Origin of the sequence: Halomonas sp. PGE1 (assembly GCF_013000985.1) — a bacterium.
GTDB lineage: Bacteria > Pseudomonadota > Gammaproteobacteria > Pseudomonadales > Halomonadaceae > Halomonas > Halomonas alkalicola.
In genome coordinates, this window is record NZ_CP053032.1 from 2,540,400 (window position 1) to 2,558,964 (window position 18,565).

The following is an 18,565-nucleotide window of genomic DNA, read 5'->3' on the forward strand; positions in this document are numbered from 1 at the left end:
GTGTAAAGACTCCGCATGGAAACCACTGAGGCGAGGACAACGTGTCCTCGCCTCACCATGCCGTGACAGAAAGTGACTTACTCCTGGCGAATACCGGCCTCACCTGCCACTTCGTCCCAGCGAGCAACCTCATCAGCGACAAACGCCTTGAAATCGTCGCCAGCAACACTACCCTTCTCGCCTCCCAGCTGCTCTACGAAGCTGGTGAACTCCTCACGCTCCATCACTTGTTGGAGAGCGTCCTGCATCGTGGCGAAAGCCTCGTCAGGGAAGGAGTTGTGAGCGATCAGACCAAACCAGGCGGTAGTGACGAACTGATCCAGGTTATGCTCACCAATCTCTTTCAGAGTCGGCACATCGGGGAGATACTCCGAACGCTCTTCGGAGGTCACAGCCAGTGCCCTAAGGTCACCGGTCTGGATGTGAGAGAACACCGTGGGCATATTTTCGAAGGAGACATCGACATCCCCACCGAGCAGAGCCGGCAACGCCGCGCCGCTGCCAGCAAACGGCACGTGAGTCATGTTAGAGCCGGTAAGCGTCTTGAACAGCTCACCAGACATATGAATTGAGCTGCCTACACCACTGCTGCTGAAAGACATGTTCTGGTCTTGAGCGGCCTCGATGAACTCCACCACGGTCTCGTACGGGCTGTTGGCCGGAACCACCATGACATTCGGGATATCCAGCATGTTCTGGATAAACACGAAGTCTTCAACCGGGTCGTAGGCCAGGTTGGGATAGATAGCAGCACCAATGGTGTGGCCGGGTGAGGCCATCAAAATAGTATGTTCCGCATCGCGACCACCGCGAGCCAAGCGCCCAGTCGCCACAGTGGAACCAGCACCGGGGCGGTTTTCTACCACCACGTTAGCGCTAATCTCATCCTTGAGCAGGTCAGCTACACGCCGTGAGAGAACATCGGTGGTACCGCCTGGAGCGTAGGGCACGATCAGACGCACATCCTTGGTTGGCCAGTCCTGCGCATGTGCAGCGGACACTGAGAGAGTAAGGGCCACTGCGCCACTGCATGTGGCGGCGCACAGGACATTTAAAAGCTTCTTCATGATCAACTCCTAGACGAGGTGGTGTCTCCCGGCAAATGTTCGCCATACGAACATTCATTCGCTAAATGCACCGCCAGCCTACTGGCATCATTCTTACACCACCTATTCAACTTTAGTTTAAGCCATCGGAGTAGGCCGCGAGTCCTTGACATCGATCAACGGTAACGGATCGCATCACACCGCATGCCCATCCTCCTTGGTGCAAGTGTATGCACTTTTTGCTCCCGATGGTGCAAACCCTCGGTGCCGTGCAGGCAAACACCAGTGCCGGCGAGACGCTGGTGGTGGTGATGGGCAGCACGATCAACAGCCTGGACATCCACCGCAGCGGCACCAACCGGCCGAGTTACCAGGTCGCCGTCAACTGCTACGACCGGCTGCTCACCTTCGGCACCAAGACACTGGAAGACGGGTCACTCAGCTACGACTACGACAACCTGCAAGGCGAGCTGGCCGAGTCCTGGGAGGTCCTGGGAGGTCTCGGAAGATGGCCGGACGTTCACCTTCACCCTGCGCGAGGCCACCTTCTGGGATGGCCGCCCGGTCACCGCCGTCCAGCAGGTCGATATTCATCTGCACAAGGGCGAGACGCTCGGCATCGTCGCGAGTCCGGATCCGGCAAGTCGGTCACCTCCTACGCGCTGCTGCGTATCCTGGACCGCGCCGGGAAGATGGCGAACGGCAGTATCGTCTTGGGTGGGGTCGATATCGGCGGCGCCACCGAGCGCACCATGAGCGAGATGCGCGGCCGTGAGCTGTCGATGATCTTCCAGAACCCCCGCGCGGCCCTCAATCCGATCCGGGCGGTCGGCCGCCAGATCGAGGATGTCCTGATCCAACATGGCCTGGCCACTCGGGGCAATGCGCGCAACAAGGCCATCCAGATGCTGGAAGCCGACAAGATTCGTGATCCCGAACAGCGCTATCACGCATACCCGTTCGAGCTCTCCGGAGGGATGTGCCAGCGCATCGTGATTGCCATCCAGAAGCCGCAGGGTACCCACACCGAGCAAGGTGTGGGGGGAATGCGGAGTGAGCCGCAGGCTCACTTGTCGTGACGGGAAGGCCTGATACTATACGAATATACAGCCAAGGGATGCCTCGATGAAGCAGATGCTCGGCCTGAAGTACCGTCTCAACCCGACGCCACAACAGGCGGCGCGGTTGCGGGTGCTGGCCGGGCATTCACGCTTCGTCTGGAACCAGGCGCTGGCCGAATGCCTTGCCGCAAGGGAGCGCGGGGAGCGGGTGCCGCGCTATGGCACCATGGCCGGCTGGATCACTGCCTGGAAACGCCAGGACGCCACGGCCTTTCTCACCGAGGCGTACACCGATAACCTTCAGCAAAAGCTGCGTGACCTCGACACGGCCTGGCAACGGCATTTCACGCCGGGACTGGCCGCTGACGCGCCCCGCTTCAAGAAGAAAGGCAAGTCGCGGGACGCCATCCGCTTCGTCAATTTCCCCAAATACTGCCGGCTCGACCATCGCCGTGTGAAGCTGCCCGCGGGCCTTGGCTGGGTCCGCTTTCGCCAGTCACGGCCGGTGGTGGGAAAGATCACCAGCTGTACCGTGGGCCTCGACGGCGGCCACTGGCACATCAGCTTCCAGGTCGAGATCGAGGTGGCGGAGTCGCCTCGTCATCCGGCCACTTCAGCGGTTGGCCTGGACATGGGCGTGGTGCATTTCGCCGTGGACTCCAATGGCACGGCCTACGCCGGACGCAACAGCTTCCGGCAGATCGAGAAGCGTATCGCCACGGCGCAGCGCCAACTCAAACACAAGGTCCGGTTCTCCCAGAACTGGAAGAAACAGAAGGCCCGCATCACCCGACTGCACCAGACGGCCGCCAATGCCCGCCGCGACACCCTCCACAAGCTCTCGACCGCCATCAGCCAAAACCACGCCATGGTGGCTGTCGAGGACCTCCGGGTACGCAATATGTCGGCTTCGGCCAAGGGCACTCTGGCGACGCCGGGCAATCGGGTGAAACAGAAGGCAGGGCTGAACAAGGCGATCCTCGACCAGGGCTGGTTCGAGTTCCGGCGCCAGCTCGGCTACAAGCAGACCTGGCGAGGCGGACTGCTGATCGCCGTGCCGGCCCGGCACACCAGCCAGACCTGCCCCGAGTGCGGGCACGTCGCGGCAGGGAATCGGCCCAGCCGGGCCACCTTCCGCTGCCAGGCTTGCGACCACACGGCTCACGCCGATGTGGTGGGGGCCAGGAACGTGCTGGCTCGGGCACATGAGCAGTTATCAGGGCAGGGTCTGCCCGTCGCGCCTGTGAAGTGAGCGGTGCCGTCAGGCCGCCAGCAGCAGGAACCGGCCACCCGAGCGATCGGGCTGGCACCCGAAAGGGAATCCTCTTCCTGAGTCGCGATAGCGCGAAGGGAGGGGAGGAGGTCAATGCCCTGGCCTGCCGTCCCCAGCTGCTGGTGGCGGACGAGCCGACCACCGGCCTGGACGTCACCACCCAGAAAGCGGTCATGGACCTGATCGTGGAGCTCGCCGCCGAGCGGCAGATGTCTACCCTGCTGATCACTCACGATCTGGGCCTCGCCGCCAGCTACTGCGATCGCATCGTGGTGATGGAGAAGGGCAGGATCGTGGAGTCAGGCGCCACGGAGCAGCTGTTTGCCCGCCCGCGACATCCCTATACCCAGCGCCTGATGCGCGCCACGCCGAGGCTCGATGCCCAGGTCGCCGACCTGCTGCCCCTCGACGATACGCGGCGGGCCACCCCCAGGGCGCGCCCGCTGGGTAAGCCGCTCCTTGAGGTCGAGCATCTGGTCAAGACCTTCGGCAACGCCGACGACACGGATGCCGTGCGCGCCGTGGACGATCTCAGCTTCACCGTGCACGAAGGAGAAAGCCTGGGCCTGGTGGGAGAAAGCGGCTGCGGCAAGTCCACCACCTCGGCGATGGTCATGCGGCTGCTGGACCCCACCAGCGGCGCCCTGCGCTTCGCCGGCACCGACCTGGCGGCGATACCGGCCAAGGCCTTTGCACGCCACGCGCTGCGCAGTCAGCTGCAGATGGTCTTCCAGGACCCCACCGATAGCCTGAACCCGCGCTGGAGCGCGCGCCGCTCGATTGCCGATCCGCTGATGCGCCTGGGCCAGCACGCCCCACGCGACCGACGGCAGCGCGTGGAAGCGCTCGCCGAGCGGGTGGGCCTGCCGAGCCATCTGCTCGACCGCTTCCCCCATCAGCTCTCCGGCGGCCAGAAGGCCCGCGTGGGTATCGCGCGGGCAATAGCGCTCGACCCCAAGCTGCTGATTCTGGATGAGCCCACCGCCGCCCTGGATGTCTCGGTGCAGGCGGTGGTGCTCAACCTGCTGGTCAGGCTGCGCGAGGAGCTCAACATGAGCTACCTGTTCATCAGCCACGATCTCAACGTGGTCCGCCTGCTGTGTGATCGCGTGATGGTGATGCAGGCCGGGCGGATCGTCGAGGAAGGCCCCACCGAGCAGCTGCTGAGCGAGCCCAGCCACCCCTATACGCGCACCCTGCTCGACGCCATTCCTCACCCGCCGGCCATGCCGGCCAGCTTCCCGCCGCCGCTCAAGGAGATCGCATGAAGACCGACGCCATGCTCTCCCGCGCGCGGGGAGGCACCACCGTGGATGAGATGCTCGAACAGCTCGCCGACGAGATCATTCGCGGCGAGCTGTCACCGGGCACCAAGCTGGACGCCCGTGTTATCGCCGAGCGGTTCAACGTCTCGCGTACGCCGGTTCGCGAGATGTTTGCCCACCTCGCGGCCATGGGGCTGGTCATTCGACGCCCCAACCGCGGGGTCACGGTCGCCGAGATCTCCAATGAGACCCTGATGGCGATGTATGAGGCCATGGCGGAGCTGGAGGCCGCCTGTGCACGGCTGAGCGCACTGCGCATGACCCTGCGGGAACGCCAACAGCTACAGCAGCTGCATGATGCCGCGCAGCGCCACGTGCGTGATGACAACACGGCGGAGTACGAGGCCTACAACCTGGCGTTTCATGGCTGCCTCTACGACGGCGCCCACAGCCCCTATCTACGCGACATGGCACTGGCCACCCGCAGTCGTCTGCAGCCGTTCCGCCACGCCCAGTTTCGCCTGCCACAGCGCCCCAGCCACTCCTGGGAGGAACATGACGCCATCGTGAGCGCCATTCTGGCTGGCGACGCGGAGGCGGCCGCACGCGCCACCCGTGACCATGTGCTGCAGGTCAGCCACGGCTCCCGCCACTATCTCGATACCCATCGCAGCTGACACAGGACGTTGACCATGCCCCTTGATCTGACCATCACCTCGCTACACGCGGCCTACCGCGGCGGCACCCTGACCCCGGCCCGACTCCTTGACAGCCTGCTGGAGGAGGCCGAGCGCCGCGGCCCCGATCCCGCCTGGATTACCCGGCTCGATCGCCACCAGCTGCAGGGCTATCTGGCACGCCTGGAGGGACACTCTCCCGAGTCGCTGCCGCTCTTCGGGATCCCCTTTGCCATCAAGGACAATATCGATCTGGCCGGTGTGCCCACCACGGCGGGCTGTCCGGCCTTCGCCTATGTGCCGGAAGAGAGTGCCTTCGTGGTGCAGCGGCTGATCGATGCCGGCGCGATTCCCCTCGGCAAGACCAATCTCGACCAGTTCGCGACCGGCCTGGTCGGCGAGCGTGCGCCCGAGGCCTATGGCGTGCCCGGCAATGCCTTTGACCCCGAGCGGGTGCCGGGTGGGTCGAGCAGCGGTTCGGCGGTGGTCACGGCCGCCGGCCAGGTGAGTTTCGCGCTGGGCACCGATACCGCGGGTTCCGGTCGCGTGCCGGCCTGCTTCCACAACCTGGTGGGCGTCAAGCCCAGCCTGGGCCTGCTCAGCAGCCGTGGTGTGGTGCCCGCCTGTGCCACCCTGGACACCATCAGCCTGTTCGCCCTGACCGCCGATGATGCGGCCACCCTGTTCGATATCGCGGCGGTGCCGGATCCCGAATGTCGCTGGTCGCGGGCCCATGACTTTGCCCTGCACGGGCAGCGCTATGGCACGCCGCCGGCGCGATTCCGTTTCGGGGTGCCGAAGGCGGCGCAGTGGCAGACGGATCCCGATTACACCCGTGCGATGCGCGAGGCCATCGGGCTGCTGGAGTCGCTGGGCGGAGAGCGGGTGGAGATCGATGCCACGCCGCTGCTGGCGGCGGCGCGTTTGCTCTATGAAGGCCCCTGGGTGGCCGAGCGCTACCATGCCATCCGCGAGCTGATGGAGCAGGACCCCGAGTCGGTGCATCCGGTGACGCGACAGATCACCGCCGGTGGCGCGTCGCCGCTGGCCGTGGAGGCCTTCGAGGCGCGCTATCAGCTGGCGGAGTACAAACGCCAGGCCGATGCCTTGCTCGCTTCTGTGGACCTGATGCTCACCCCCACCACCGTGACCCACCCCACCAAGGCCGCGGTGGCCGCCGACCCCATCGGCGTCAATGCGCGGCTGGGGACCTGGACCAACTTCATGAACCTGCTGGACTACAGTGCGCTGGCCGTGCCGGTGGGCTTCACGGGAGCCGGGTTGCCGGTGGGTGTCACCCTGTTCGGTCGCTGCTTCGATGACCTGCGTTTGCTCAGCCTGGCACGGGCCATGGAGGCGGCGCTGGCCTTGCCGCTGGGGGCGATGGGCCTGCCACGGCCTCGTACCAAGCCCATGGCGCCGGGAAGCGACGGCTATCTGGAGGTGGTGGTGTGTGGCGCCCATCTTCAGGGGCTACCCCTCAATGGTCAGCTGACCCAGCGCGGCGGTGTGCTGGTTGAGCGCACCGCCACGGCGGCCCGCTACCGGCTCTATGCCCTGGCCGGTGGGCCGCCGGCGCGCCCTGCCCTGGTGCGTGACGAGGCCAATGGCAGCGCCGTTGAGGTCGAGGTCTGGCGCCTGCCACAGCAGTGGATTGGCAGCTTCCTGGCCGGCATTCCCAGTCCGCTGGGGCTCGGCCAGGTAGAGCTGGCCAACGGCGAGTGGAAGACGGGGTTCATCTGCGCCGCTGGAGGGCTGCATGGGGCAGGCCAGGCCAGTGACATCACGGCGTATGGAGGCTGGCGGCAGTGGCTGGCGGCAGTGACTGACGAGCGAGTGATGTCTGGCAGTGAGCTGAACGACGCGTGTTGACAGCGGGGTGGTGATCGTTTCTGGTAACATCCAGAAACATTCGACCGCAGGGATCGCCATGGAAACCTCCTCTCCCCACCGCCGCCTGGTCGGCTGGTTTATCGGCACCGCCTTCTTCACCTTTGTGGTGCTGCTGCATGTGACCTTTCCCAACCTGGGCGGCACGGGGCTGCGCATGCCTCACAACGCCGCGGTGTGGATGGGCTTCGCGGTAATGATGGCGCTGGCGCTGTGGCCTGCGTCTCAGGGTGTGATCCGCTTCAGTGCCTTCCACAAGGGGCTTGGGCTCCTGCTGCTGGCGCTGTGGCTGCCACTGGCGTGGAGCTGGAACGAGGCCTCGCATCTCGCCTTGCCGCGGCTGCTTACGCTCACCGCCGGCGCCCTGCTGCTGCTGGGGCTGGCCCAGCTGCCGCTGACGCGCCGCCACTGGTGGTGGCTCGGCATGGCGATACTGGCCGGTGCGCTGCTGGAGACCGCCTACGGCTATGTGCAGTACTACTTGCTGGAACCGGGCAACTGGGTGGGCTACAACCCCGACTACGGGCGGCCCTGGGGCGTGTTCCAGCAGGTTAACGTGATGGCGAGCTTCCTGGCCGTGGGGCTGGTGATCTCCGCCTGGCTCTATGGCGAGGCGAGAAGCCGCCTAGAGAAGGGCGTGATCCTGCTGGCGCCACTGTTCATGCCGGCCATGCTGTGGGTGATCGCCTCACGCAGCGGCTGGCTGGGGGCGGCCATTGGCGTACCCCTAGTGCTGGTGCACTTGTGTGGGCTTGAGCGCGCAAGGTTCAAGCAGTGGGCCGTTGCTCTGCTGGGTGGGCTGCTGCTGGCCGTAGTGGTGGCCAACACCGGCGGGGGAACGGCGCGCAGCGCCGAGGCGATCACCTCTCAGGGCCTTCGACCCCAGGTCTACGAACACAGCCTCAGAATGATCGCCGAGAAGCCCATCGCCGGCTGGGGCTATGGGCGATTCGTGCATGACTTCGTGCATAGTCACGCCGACTGGCGCACCGCAGAGGAAGGGCGCCCGCCGCTGCGCGAGCACTACGGCCATCCCCATAACGAGCTCTTCTACTGGGGCATCGAGGGGGGGCTGCTGCCGGCGCTGGCGATTCTCGCCTTCGCGCTATGGCTGGCCAGGCGCATCATCACCAAGGGTCCTCGCGGCGAAAGACTGATGCTGCTGGCGCTGCTGGCGCCGCTTGCCGTGCACAGCCTGCTGGAGCTGCCCTTCTATCACTCCATCGCCCACTGGCTGGTGATGCTGCTGCTGCTGGGGCTGGTGGCCAGCCGCTGCTGGGAAGCACAGGAAAGGGAGCATCGCTACACCTTCGGGGTGAAGGTCGTCGGCGGGCTCGCGGCGCCGGCGCTAGTGCTCTTTATGGCCACCCACCTGCATACGCTGTGGCAGGTGAAGGCCCATGTGGAGAGCGGTGGCGAACGCCCCGGCACCCTGACGGCCATTATCAACCCCTTCGGCATGCCGATGACGCTGGACTTCCAGATAATGTCCCAGCAACTGCAGGCGGCGGCAGGCTTGGGAATAGGCGGCTTTGTCGAGGAGTATCTAGTGTGGGGGGAGGCGCATGCCCGACTGGCACCCAACCCGGCCCTCTACGCCAATATGGTGCGCGCCGAACGAATAATGGGTCGAGACTTGGAAGGCTCCGAGATCGCCCGGGAAGCTGGCCGGCTATTCCCCGACTTCGAGTTAATGACGGAAGCCCTGAAGCCTGACGCGTCCGAGGCGGAAATAGTTACCGATGAGGTAGAATAGCGGAAAAAGAGATATAAAGAACCAGCGGCCAGCATTTCTGCCGGCCGCTGGTGGTATTTCTAGGCTAGATTAGGAATAGGAATCCCTGTCCCTGTCAGCCTACTACCAAACCTATTCACCGACACCCTGCGGGTAACTGTCTCACAGTCATATTCCCACCAGATGCTGCACATACCCACCCATCATTTATGTTAACAGATGTAACCGTCATTTGTTCACCATCTAGCGCACTGTTGCTTCCAAATGTAATAGTAATTTGAGCCTGAGAACCTGCCGCTAGGCCAAGAGTGACATCATCGATGAACCTTCCACCGATACTTGAGACATCGTAACCAGTTTCAGTATCCAGCTCAGCACCATCAGCAGGAAATTCGCCTTTATTAGCAAAATACTCTTGCAGCTCAACACGAAGAGCAGCAGTGGCAGATAGTGCCTCAGTCGCCTGCGCCCTCGCCGTATAATCCTGATATCTTGGAATCGCAATCGCAGCCAAAATCCCGATAATCGCCACCACGATCATCAGTTCGATCAGGGTAAAACCACCCTGCGCCCTGTTGCGCTGTGTCTTTCTGTTCAATTCGTTCATCTTCGTGCCCCTTGAATTCGTGTCCGCCCCGGCAGGTGTCTGCCCCCTGCGGATGTGCCCAAGCCAGGCAGCCGAGCTGCCCGCTCTCCACGGAGCCGCCTCGGCGGCTCCTGTCAGTTACTCTAAGTTACCGTTTGTAATTCTGCAAGGCCGAGTTCACCTTGCGTGACAATTTCTCTCGGCGCTCGGCATACAGGATAGCGGCGTGGCGACTCGCCGCGGGCGTCTCCATCGTCTCACTGCCTGCCCTGAGCCGGGCTGCCTTCGCGGCCTGGTTGGCTTGGCTAAGCGCCGAGATGCGCTACCATTGGGGCAGCAGTAAAACCATCCGGACCAAGGGAGCCTGCTCGCGTGACAGCCCCCCCGCCGTACTCCGCGGCGACATCGCCCCCCTGCAGGCCGAGATCAAGCAGATCAAGGATCAGAGCCTCAAAAGAGATGATCGTGAGGAAACGTGAGCCACACCACATCATTGGAGGTCGTGCCGTGGAAGCTGGCATCAGCGAATATCGCCCGGAGGCAAAGCCGCCGCCGCAAGACGAATTCTGGAAGGCCTTGGGACTACCCTCAGGTAGGCTAGCACTGCATGCGGCCGTAAAAGAGGGCGTCCCCTACACGGTCTACACCAAGCTCGCCGCGGCGTCCGGCCTGGAGAGCCAGGAGCTGGCGCGCTATGTCGTCATCTCGCCAGCGACCCTGCGGCGGCGAGCCAAAGCCGGCCGGTTCAGGCTAGACGAAGGTGATCGGCTGTGCCGCTTCGCCGTGGTCTTCAAGAGCGCTATTGAGCTCTTCGAGGGGGATCGGGAGCGGGCGCGGCGCTGGATACTCGACCCGGTGCGCGGCCTCGATGGACGCCGGCCGGTGGAGATGGTGACGACGACAGTTGGCACCAAGGCGGTTCTGAACCTGGTCGGACGGCTTCAGCATGGCGTCTTCTCATGAGCACGGTTCGCATATACCGCCTTACCAGCAGGGAGCAACTCCTGACGGCCCCTCCCTCGCATAGCCGGGCGAAGCTGCGGTTACCGTGTGCCCCAAAACCACCGCGCAGTTCAGGGCTTTACACACCCGATAGCCGCTGCTACTGTATGAATGTCGAGCTAAATCACTCGGCCGGGTTTGGCGACCCGAATGCAAGAGGCGCACAAGCGCCACTGCCATGGTAGGCGCTTTTTCTTTGCCTGCCATGTCTATGGCGGTCGTGCGTGGGAGACCTTCGGGTCTGCCGGTTTCCTTTTGCGCCGGTTCGCCAACCCGCGTACGGCCGCCCCCATCCTGTTTGGCGACAGAGGGGTCGGCTCCAAGCAAAAGGAGCTCCACCCATGGTCCACCCGACCGTTTCTCCCCATCGCAGCAGTCGCCGTGCGCGTGCTGCCGCTCATCGCGCCATGGCCATGGCCGCCCTGGCCTCTAATAGCAGCCTGCAAGTTCGCTACCGCCGCTACCATGCCCACATGCGCAGGGCCGAGGCCCTCTCGCGTGCCGCCGACGCCATCGCCCTGGAGGCAGTGCAGGAGGTGAGCGAATGAGCCCGCGCGTCGATCCTGCAACCACCTTGCCCTCCCCGAAGCCTCGCCGTCACGATCCGCTGTCACGCATGATCGCCGAGGCCCTCGATCATCAGCTGCTCTGCTGCGCAGAAGCCAACGAGTCCTTCACCACTTACGAAATCCGTGACCTGCTGCTCAAGCGGCCAGAGTTCGAAGACATTGACCCGAATCTGCTGCGCTTTCGGGTCCGCGACCGGCTCAAGACGCTGGAGAAGCACGGTCTTGTCGTAGCGGTTGGGGTCCGTGGAAAAAATCGCCGGCTGTTCCGTATGCAGCTGGACACCCCGACAGAACCATCGGATTCCACGACGCCACCCTCATCCTCAGCCCCCTCCCAGACCGATTCATTGACAGTATCCACCCGGCCACTGCTCGAACACCTGGAGCAGGAGCGCCACTACCTGCAGACAGCAATGCATGCCGCGATCAGTGAGGCGGAACACTACCAGCACCTGATAACGTCCTTTCCCGATGAACGGTCGCAGATCGCACCGCTGCTGGAGGCGGCCCTCGAGTACAGTAGCCGATTGCAGGGGCAGTGGGATGCCAACCTGAAGATCCGGCAGCGTCTGGCACACCGCGGTGAGTGCGAGGCGTCGATTGCTCAGGAGGGTCGCTCATGATACTGCCGCCCACGTCACGCCATCCGGCGCGCTCTGCTCTACCGCCGCTGCGCCCCTGGCAGTCGGCCTGCCTGCAACAGGCACTCGCCACGCTGTCACCGCAGCATCCGCACTTTCTGTGTCAGGCCACGCCCGGTGCCGGCAAGATGCGTCTCGCCGCAGAGTTGGCCAATGAGCTGATGGCACGCGGCGATATCGACTATGTCCTCTACTGCGGCCCCACCCGGGCCGTGGTTCAGGCTGCCATCGAGGCGCTGCAGACCGTCACCGGACAGCCCATGCACGGTCAGCTGGGCGCCGCCGGCGCCGGGATGACCTACCAGGCCCTGCCGGGACGGCTGGACGCCCTGAAGCGCCTGGGTCAGCAGCATCGCGTGCTCTTGGTATGGGACGAGAGCCACCACGCGGCCGGGCATCTGGGCGGAGAGGGGCCGAACCAGTGGGGCAGCACGCTGATGGCGCTGGAGCGCCACATGGCCTATACACTGGCGCTGTCAGGCACGCCGTGGCGGACCGACGGGAGCTGCATGCCGCTGCTGCGGTATCTGGAAATCGCTGATGATGCCAAGGAAACCGCCGGGGGGCCGGGGGCATCGGAGGTGGCGATGACTGGAAGGGACGCCCCGGCGTCATCGGCTTCACAAGTCTTGCAGCCAGACTTTGTCTACACCCTGCAGGACGCCATCCGCGATGGCGTCTGCCGCTACCCCCGCGTGCAGCTGGTGGACAATCGCGCCATCGAACTGAGCAGCTTTCATCCGCGCACTGGTCGCCAGGAAACGCATCGCTACGCCAGCATCCCTCAGCTGCTGCGCCATCCCGCCATCGACTATGGCAGCCTGGTCCGGCTGGATGCCCCCATGCAGCGCCTGCTGGCTCTCGGCACTCAGCAGCTCAACAGCCTTCGCCAGCGGGATCACCAAGCCGCCGGCCTGGTCGTCGCCGCCGATATCGAGCATGCCGAGGCGGTGACCCAACAGCTGGAGGCAGAGGGGCATGAGGTGTGTCTGGTCACCAGCCGTGACCCTCTCGCCCACGTTCGCCTGGAGGCGTTTCGTCTGGCCAGCACGCCCTGGATCGTGGCGGTCGGCATGGTCGCCGAAGGTGTCGATATTCCGCGCCTGCGGGTTGGCTGCTACCTGAGCCATATCCGCACCGAGCAGCATTTCCGCCAGGTACTGGGGCGGATTATCCGCCGCCAGGGTGAAGACGATCCCGACTGCTACTTCTTCGCGCTGAACGATACTCGACTCGCACAGATGGCTCGACGCCTGAGCGACGACCTCCCCCAGGATCTGGCCAAGGTGTCCGTGAACGCCGACTTGCCAGGGCCCATGGGCGACCACGGCGCCTCACCGCCGGCTGATTCGCCCATCACGCCTCACGTCCCGGACCCGGCTGCCGCAACGACGGAGAGCCCGTCTGATACCACCGTGGCCGGCAGGAGCGTCGCAGTCTCCATGGGCGCAGCCAGCGCGGCGGGTACGATCAGCGTGGCGCCCGATGTGGCGTTTTCCGCATCGTTCTTCGAGCGCCTGATCGCCCTGCGGCTGACACCTTGAGGGGGAGTCAAGATGAAACGCAATCCATCGCGTCAACAGCTGACCCACCCGCGGCCGAGCCCCTATGACCAGGGTGCCATGATCGCCCCCGTGGAGGGGCTGTCCCGAGAAGCCAGGCGTCTACTGTCGGAAAGTGTGTCGCCCAACACGGTGCGCGGTATGCGCTCGGACCTGAGGGTCTACCAGAAGGCCGGAGGGATGCTGCCGGCCACCGAGGTCGATATCGCCAACTTCCTCTCGGCACAGAACAAGCTGGGCAAGAAACCGGCGACGCTGGAGCGCTACGCCAACTCGCTGCACATGTGGCACCGCTATCACAACCTGCCCTCGCCTGTAAAGACGATGGCGGTGCGCAGCGTGATCCGCGGAATCAAGAAGTCGCGAGATACCCGCCAGGCCTCGGCGCCGGCGCTGCGGCTCAAGGAGCTGCATCGCCTGCTCGATGCGGTCGAGCGTGACACCCTGCACGGCCTGCGCGATAGCGCCCTATTCCTGCTCAGTTTCTACGGCGCCTTCCGGCGTAGCGAGGTGGTGGTCATCGCCTGCGAGGACCTGGAGTGGCGGCCCGAGGGGGTGATCGTCACCCTCCACTACAGCAAGATGAACCGGTCCGGGCGCATCGAGACCAAGAGCATCATGCGGGCCCCGCCCGGCACGCGTTACTGCCCCGTGGGCATGCTGGAACGTTGGCTGGAGGTCTCCGGCATTCGGAAAGGCGCAATCTTTCGGGGCGTGAGCATCGGTGGGCGACTGGGCGCCGGTCGCATGACGGCCAACACGCTGGCGGTGCGCATGAAGAAGGGGCTGGCGGCGGCGGGGCTGCTGGAGGAAGGCTACTCGCCGCACAGCTTTCGGGCGGGGTTTATCACCGAGGCGCATCTGCGCGGCAAGTCGGATGTGCAGATCAAGCGCGTCAGTGGCCACCGGGATCAGCGCACCTTTGAGCGGTATATTCGCGTCGCGGATGCGTTCGAGAACCACGGGGGTGACTTTTTTGGTCTGTGAGCCTGGATCGCGCTCAACAGTTCATTAAGGCGTCGCCTCGGCAGACGGCCATAAACACCGCGGGCGCCCTGAAGGCGCCCGCGGTGAATTTATTACTATGTTTCTATCTTGCCCCGTCCCCGGTGACGATGGTTTTCAGCGTCTTGAAAGCGATCAGGATATCCAGCCACAGCGAGAAGTGCTTGATGTAGTAGAAATCATACTGGAGCTTGGTGGTCATGCCATCGACCTCGGCGGCATAGCCCTGCTCCACCTGGGCCCAGCCAGAGATCCCCGGACGCACCACGTGGCGATAGCTGAAGAAGGCCACGTCCCGCTCGTACCATTCAGAGAGCTCCATGGATTCGGGCCGCGGGCCAATAAAGCTCATCTCCCCCTTGATCACGTTGAACAGCTGGGGCAACTCATCCAGGCGGCACTTGCGAATGAAGCGCCCCACTCGGGTGATGCGAGGGTCGTCATCCCCTTCGGTAAAGCTCCTGCCCTTCTGGTCCACGTACATGCTGCGGAACTTGTAGACTTTAAATGGCACGCCACGAAAGCCCATCCGCTGCTGGATGAAGAGCGCCGGGCCCGGGCTATCCAGGCGGATGGCAATGGCCGTGGCGAGCATCACTGGGGCCAGCAGCGGCAGCAACATCAGCGCGGCGACCAGGTCGATGCTGCGCTTGACGCCCTGATAGAACAGCGAAGGCATCAGGCTGCCGTACTCGTTCTCGGTCAGGTGCTCGATGCGTACCCGCCCGGTCAGCGATTCCTGAATCTGGCGAATGTGGTAGACGGGGATATGGTGCAGCGTGCAGCGGGCCAGGAACCGCTCCCACTCGGGCGTGAGTTCATCGGCATGTAAGTCGGCCACCACACCATCATAACGAACATTGGCCAGATCGGGCTTGTCGAGACTGCGCAGTTCGATGTCGGGCGTGGGTTCCAGTTCGGCCACACGCCCTACCGGCACCACCGCCAGCTTCATGCGCCGATAGCGCCTCCCGAGGAAAAAAGCCAGGTAGAACCAGCCTAGACTCATCAGGAAGCTGCCAAAAAGCACCTGCCGGGTGTACTCCTCGCGGGTGAAGAAGAGCACCGCTACCACCAGCAGATAGGCGACTGACACCGTTGGGGCGATAAAGGCGGAGATGCGAGCTCCCGGAAAGCGGTGCATCCGCCGCAGGGTGAAGAGTATGCCCACAAAGGCCAGGCCACAGGCCAGCAGAGTATTACTGCGCACCGGCGGCATATATTCCCAGAATCCCCAGTGCCAGCGCTCCCAGGCCGGCAGCCCCACCACCACCAAGGCGCCAACGATCAATTGGAAGGGCCACCCCAGCAGCAGCGCCTCGTACCAGCGCGAGTGGCGGCGTTCATAGCGTTCAGGCATGCCCATCGATCAAACTCTTGAGTGTAAAGAATAAAAGATCAAAGCAGTTCCTCCAACTGGCTGGCAATGCAATCATAGTCGAAGTTTTCTGTCGCGAACTTTTTCCCACACTCTCCCATTTCCGCCATTTCATTATCAGACAAAGAATAAAGCGTCAGGATTGCATCCGCTAGGTTTAAATGATCACCTGCAGGAACTACAATGCCAGAACCAGCCTTCGAAACCGGGTCACCTCTCCCTGAATACGACATGACAACAGGCCTACCCGAAAACATATATTCCGGTATCTTGTTAGCACCTATGCCAAACTGATAAATAGGCTCATCCCGAACCCCAAAGTAGCAGCATGAAAAAAAACTCAACAGACTCTGAATTTGTTTCTTTGGTATCGAGTCGATAAAGATAACATTAGACAATTTCTCTTTTCTCGCGAACTCCGAAAGAATTTTCTTTTCTGCTCCATCACCGACTATAACAAAGTAAATATCACCGTAGCTCTTGAGGGCTTTAGCTGCTTCAAGAAGGATATTATTGGCATTAGCCAAACCAACACTCCCTGCATACCCCACAACGAAACCAGATTTAGGGATCTGATCTTTGATATCGATGCTTAATGGGCTTGGGAAAGAAACCTCATCGAGACTAAACCCATTAGGCACCCAATGAAATTTTTTTCTATCCATACCACGAGCACACATATGCTCGACTGAATTAGAAAGATTAGATATGACAATGTCAGAATTTTTATATGCCCTATCCTCAATCCACTGCAGAAGCTTTATGAAGGGGTGGTGTATTGAGTACCCACCGAGATGGACTAAAGTCAATGGCCAAATATCACGAACATCAAATATCAACCTAGCACCTGTCTTTCTAGAAAGATATTCAGCGCCAACATACCCCAAAAGAGAAGGTGAAGAGTAAATAACACTATCCGGCTTTTCGCCAAACTGACCAACCAACCCTCTCAACAGCCAAGCAAAACGAAACCAATTCAACACCCTGCCTTTACTGCTTGCATCTTTATAACGACCAACCTTAACCCAGATTATTTGAAATCCATCCCGGACCTCTTCAGAATACAGTCCAGAACATTCCGGCGGACTATGCATCAAGTGATGATAGCTAGCGACAACGAGCTTGACATTATGCCCCTTCCTTGACAGGGCTTGGGAGAGATAATAACTTCGACCGGCATATCCCGTTTCTGGAGTCGATGCGTCTTGGTTAATAATCCAAACCGTCTTCTTATTCATAGGATGGCTCATCGCGCACACTCAACAAATTTTTTAACGATCCTGCGAGCAGCCCTTTCACCACCATAAACACCATTACCATCTATAATTTTATGAACATATTGTCGTTGAGAGGTTTGCACTACCTTTTCAAAATTCATTCCTAACTAGCTCCTGACACCGATTTCGATAAGTTGAACCCATCAGCTTGGACACGCATAGCCTCACACGCCTTGCCGGAGAAGAAGGCCTTCTTCTGGACACCACCGCTATCGGTAAAACCAGATCATAGTGATCCCGCAGACACAACAACTCGAAATAGCCTATTGATCTTACCCAGCATTGGTAGACACTGATCTAAGCGATCATTCGTCCTCGAAAGCCTCTTGACTGATCATCGGTGCTTCTGGTGTTAATATTGACCCAGTAGGGGGTGGGTCAGTTCTGATGACCATTGACATCTGGCATCCCATCTCTTCTATCTGTCACCGTAGTTATCATGAGGCGGGGGATTTTCATTTTTTCAAATGAAAAAAACATATAGAAAAAAATTGCATCATAAATTCCAGGCAAAGCCACCGTGTCGAAAAAAGCTCTTAATATAAAAATTGAACAGAAAATAAAGCTTACAATCGCCCTCTTTCTCAACAGAACAACAAAAACATAAGATATCATGAAGAAATAAGGGATGCCGAGCAAGGCATGTCCAAGGACTAATGAGTTGTGAGGATTCATTCCATAAAAAACAATTGTTGGAGAAAGGGCTAAATCCCCCCCTACGATAAAGTGCAGAAAATTCATTGAACTTAAGTACTCAAAATTCTTCAGATTTCTTGGTGAATCAAGCCCCCTCGAGAAGTTAGTATTATCCGCCAAATAAGTCGACACATCACTATACATCGACACAAAGACTATTAACATTATCGGAATCGCCATGCCTAAAAAGATCTTAAACTTCAGACTGCGCCCGAATTGAAAAAGCAATGTAAAAACAAGGATTACAACTGAAACCAAAATTCCTGACCTGCCATAGAGCCCAATGCAAATCAACACTGACAAAAAAGGTGTAATCGTAGGAACAACCCTATATAACCTGCAATAAGAGAAAGAATACGCTAACTGCGCAAACACAACAGCAGCAGACAATGAATTTCTATTTTGAGGATGAATGATTTGGAGGTCCTTTCCGACAACAAAGCTTGTAAAAATTGCAACAGCTAAGGGAAGGAGAATTAAAAAATAAAAAAGCCTAAAAACAGAAAAAATCTTTTCATTCCCCAACCTAGATAGGACTAGCCCTGAAAAAATTGAAACCACCATAATTAGCGGATAAAAAGGAGAAGCGTGATACCAAAATCCTGAGGTCACCACATAGAAAGCAAATCCAAGCAGCCACAAAAAAAACAGTGCAAAAGCATGGCTATTAACTACCTGTAATCCACCTTTGAAGGTTGATAGAAGAATAGAACAAGAAGTCAGTGCTAAAGAAATGAAAACTAAAAGCAATGAAAGTGCCACAAGGTCAAAACCAGCATAAACCCTAGCCACAACAGAGAAAATATAAAAATATAAAAAAAGCAAAGCCCACGAGTAGGCTACTCTAACGCTTAGCATAATAAATCCTTATTAAATGCAAGGACTTTTGACCCCCGAAATAC

Annotated in this window: 19 protein-coding genes; 12 read left to right on the plus strand and 7 right to left on the minus strand. The window is 60.5% G+C overall.

What is annotated here, in order from left to right:
- Positions 1 to 77: 77 nt before the first annotated feature.
- Entirely contained in the window at positions 78 to 1,067 is a 990-nt protein-coding gene (locus tag HIR79_RS12000; protein WP_169958542.1) for a Bug family tripartite tricarboxylate transporter substrate binding protein, read from the minus strand.
- 209 nt (positions 1,068 to 1,276) lie between these two features.
- Here HIR79_RS12000 and HIR79_RS18400 point away from each other — a divergent pair, with 209 nt between their 5' ends.
- The 6 genes from HIR79_RS18400 (at position 1,277) to HIR79_RS12030 (ending at position 8,968) form a co-directional block, all read left to right on the plus strand.
- Positions 1,277 to 2,125, plus strand: coding sequence for an ATP-binding cassette domain-containing protein (locus tag HIR79_RS18400; protein ID WP_211620732.1), 849 nt, complete (start codon positions 1,277 to 1,279; stop codon positions 2,123 to 2,125).
- 46 nt (positions 2,126 to 2,171) lie between these two features.
- Positions 2,172 to 3,359, plus strand: a complete 1,188-nt coding sequence (locus HIR79_RS12010) for an RNA-guided endonuclease InsQ/TnpB family protein (RefSeq protein ID WP_169958543.1) — start codon at positions 2,172 to 2,174, stop codon at positions 3,357 to 3,359.
- A gap of 143 nt (positions 3,360 to 3,502) precedes the next feature.
- A complete protein-coding gene (locus tag HIR79_RS12015; RefSeq protein WP_249322134.1) occupies positions 3,503 to 4,648 on the plus strand; it encodes an ABC transporter ATP-binding protein in 1,146 nt (381 codons plus the stop codon).
- The gene (locus HIR79_RS12020; protein ID WP_211620735.1) at positions 4,645 to 5,322 is read left to right on the plus strand and encodes a GntR family transcriptional regulator; all 678 of its coding nucleotides are present in this window, start codon (positions 4,645 to 4,647) and stop codon (positions 5,320 to 5,322) included. Before HIR79_RS12015 ends, HIR79_RS12020 begins: the two co-directional genes overlap by 4 nt.
- A 15-nt stretch (positions 5,323 to 5,337) precedes the next feature.
- On the plus strand, positions 5,338 to 7,194 hold the full coding sequence (gene atzF / locus HIR79_RS12025; protein ID WP_169958544.1) for an allophanate hydrolase: 1,857 nt from the start codon (positions 5,338 to 5,340) through the stop codon (positions 7,192 to 7,194).
- A 58-nt stretch (positions 7,195 to 7,252) separates the two neighbouring features.
- Positions 7,253 to 8,968, plus strand: coding sequence for a PglL family O-oligosaccharyltransferase (locus HIR79_RS12030; protein WP_169958545.1), 1,716 nt, complete (start codon positions 7,253 to 7,255; stop codon positions 8,966 to 8,968).
- A 115-nt stretch (positions 8,969 to 9,083) separates the two neighbouring features.
- Here HIR79_RS12030 and HIR79_RS18675 read toward each other — a convergent pair whose 3' ends face one another.
- On the minus strand, positions 9,084 to 9,554 hold the full coding sequence (locus HIR79_RS18675) for a pilin (protein ID WP_169958546.1): 471 nt from the start codon (positions 9,552 to 9,554) through the stop codon (positions 9,084 to 9,086).
- A gap of 161 nt (positions 9,555 to 9,715) precedes the next feature.
- On the opposite strand from HIR79_RS18675, the gene HIR79_RS12040 reads away from it, so the two are divergent.
- On the plus strand, positions 9,716 to 10,012 hold the full coding sequence (locus HIR79_RS12040) for a hypothetical protein (RefSeq protein WP_169958547.1): 297 nt from the start codon (positions 9,716 to 9,718) through the stop codon (positions 10,010 to 10,012).
- Between the two features lie 28 nt (positions 10,013 to 10,040).
- Entirely contained in the window at positions 10,041 to 10,496 is a 456-nt protein-coding gene (locus HIR79_RS12045) for an Xre family toxin-antitoxin system antitoxin (protein WP_249322135.1), read from the plus strand.
- Here HIR79_RS12045 and HIR79_RS18835 read toward each other — a convergent pair.
- Positions 10,475 to 10,558 carry a hypothetical protein gene (locus HIR79_RS18835; RefSeq protein ID WP_169959565.1) on the minus strand — a complete coding sequence of 28 codons (84 nt, stop codon included), beginning with the start codon at positions 10,556 to 10,558 and terminating at the stop codon, positions 10,475 to 10,477. The genes HIR79_RS12045 and HIR79_RS18835 overlap by 22 nt on opposite strands.
- Before the next feature lie 318 nt (positions 10,559 to 10,876).
- Between HIR79_RS18835 and HIR79_RS12055 the strand changes: the two genes are divergently transcribed.
- From HIR79_RS12055 to HIR79_RS12070, 4 genes are read left to right on the plus strand one after another with little or no spacing between them, the layout of a single operon-like run.
- A complete protein-coding gene (locus HIR79_RS12055; RefSeq protein ID WP_169958549.1) occupies positions 10,877 to 11,083 on the plus strand; it encodes a hypothetical protein in 207 nt (68 codons plus the stop codon).
- Positions 11,080 to 11,727 carry a VspR family transcription factor gene (locus HIR79_RS12060; RefSeq protein WP_169958550.1) on the plus strand — a complete coding sequence of 216 codons (648 nt, stop codon included), beginning with the start codon at positions 11,080 to 11,082 and terminating at the stop codon, positions 11,725 to 11,727. The genes HIR79_RS12055 and HIR79_RS12060 overlap by 4 nt, the downstream gene beginning before the upstream one ends.
- Positions 11,724 to 13,289, plus strand: a complete 1,566-nt coding sequence (locus HIR79_RS12065; protein WP_169958551.1) for a DEAD/DEAH box helicase — start codon at positions 11,724 to 11,726, stop codon at positions 13,287 to 13,289. The genes HIR79_RS12060 and HIR79_RS12065 overlap by 4 nt, the downstream gene beginning before the upstream one ends.
- A 12-nt stretch (positions 13,290 to 13,301) precedes the next feature.
- Entirely contained in the window at positions 13,302 to 14,294 is a 993-nt protein-coding gene (locus tag HIR79_RS12070) for a site-specific integrase (protein ID WP_249322136.1), read from the plus strand.
- Positions 14,295 to 14,397: 103 nt separating this feature from the next.
- Here HIR79_RS12070 and HIR79_RS12075 read toward each other — a convergent pair whose 3' ends face one another.
- The 4 genes from HIR79_RS12075 to HIR79_RS12085 form a co-directional block, all read right to left on the minus strand.
- The gene (locus HIR79_RS12075; protein ID WP_169958552.1) at positions 14,398 to 15,672 is read right to left on the minus strand and encodes an exopolysaccharide biosynthesis polyprenyl glycosylphosphotransferase; all 1,275 of its coding nucleotides are present in this window, start codon (positions 15,670 to 15,672) and stop codon (positions 14,398 to 14,400) included.
- Between the two features lie 38 nt (positions 15,673 to 15,710).
- A complete protein-coding gene (locus tag HIR79_RS12080; protein WP_169958553.1) occupies positions 15,711 to 16,928 on the minus strand; it encodes a glycosyltransferase family 4 protein in 1,218 nt (405 codons plus the stop codon).
- Positions 16,929 to 16,936: 8 nt separating this feature from the next.
- Positions 16,937 to 17,068 carry a hypothetical protein gene (locus HIR79_RS18680; RefSeq protein WP_283241837.1) on the minus strand — a complete coding sequence of 44 codons (132 nt, stop codon included), beginning with the start codon at positions 17,066 to 17,068 and terminating at the stop codon, positions 16,937 to 16,939.
- A gap of 277 nt (positions 17,069 to 17,345) precedes the next feature.
- On the minus strand, positions 17,346 to 18,521 hold the full coding sequence (locus tag HIR79_RS12085) for a hypothetical protein (RefSeq protein ID WP_169958554.1): 1,176 nt from the start codon (positions 18,519 to 18,521) through the stop codon (positions 17,346 to 17,348).
- Positions 18,522 to 18,565 lie beyond the last annotated feature (44 nt).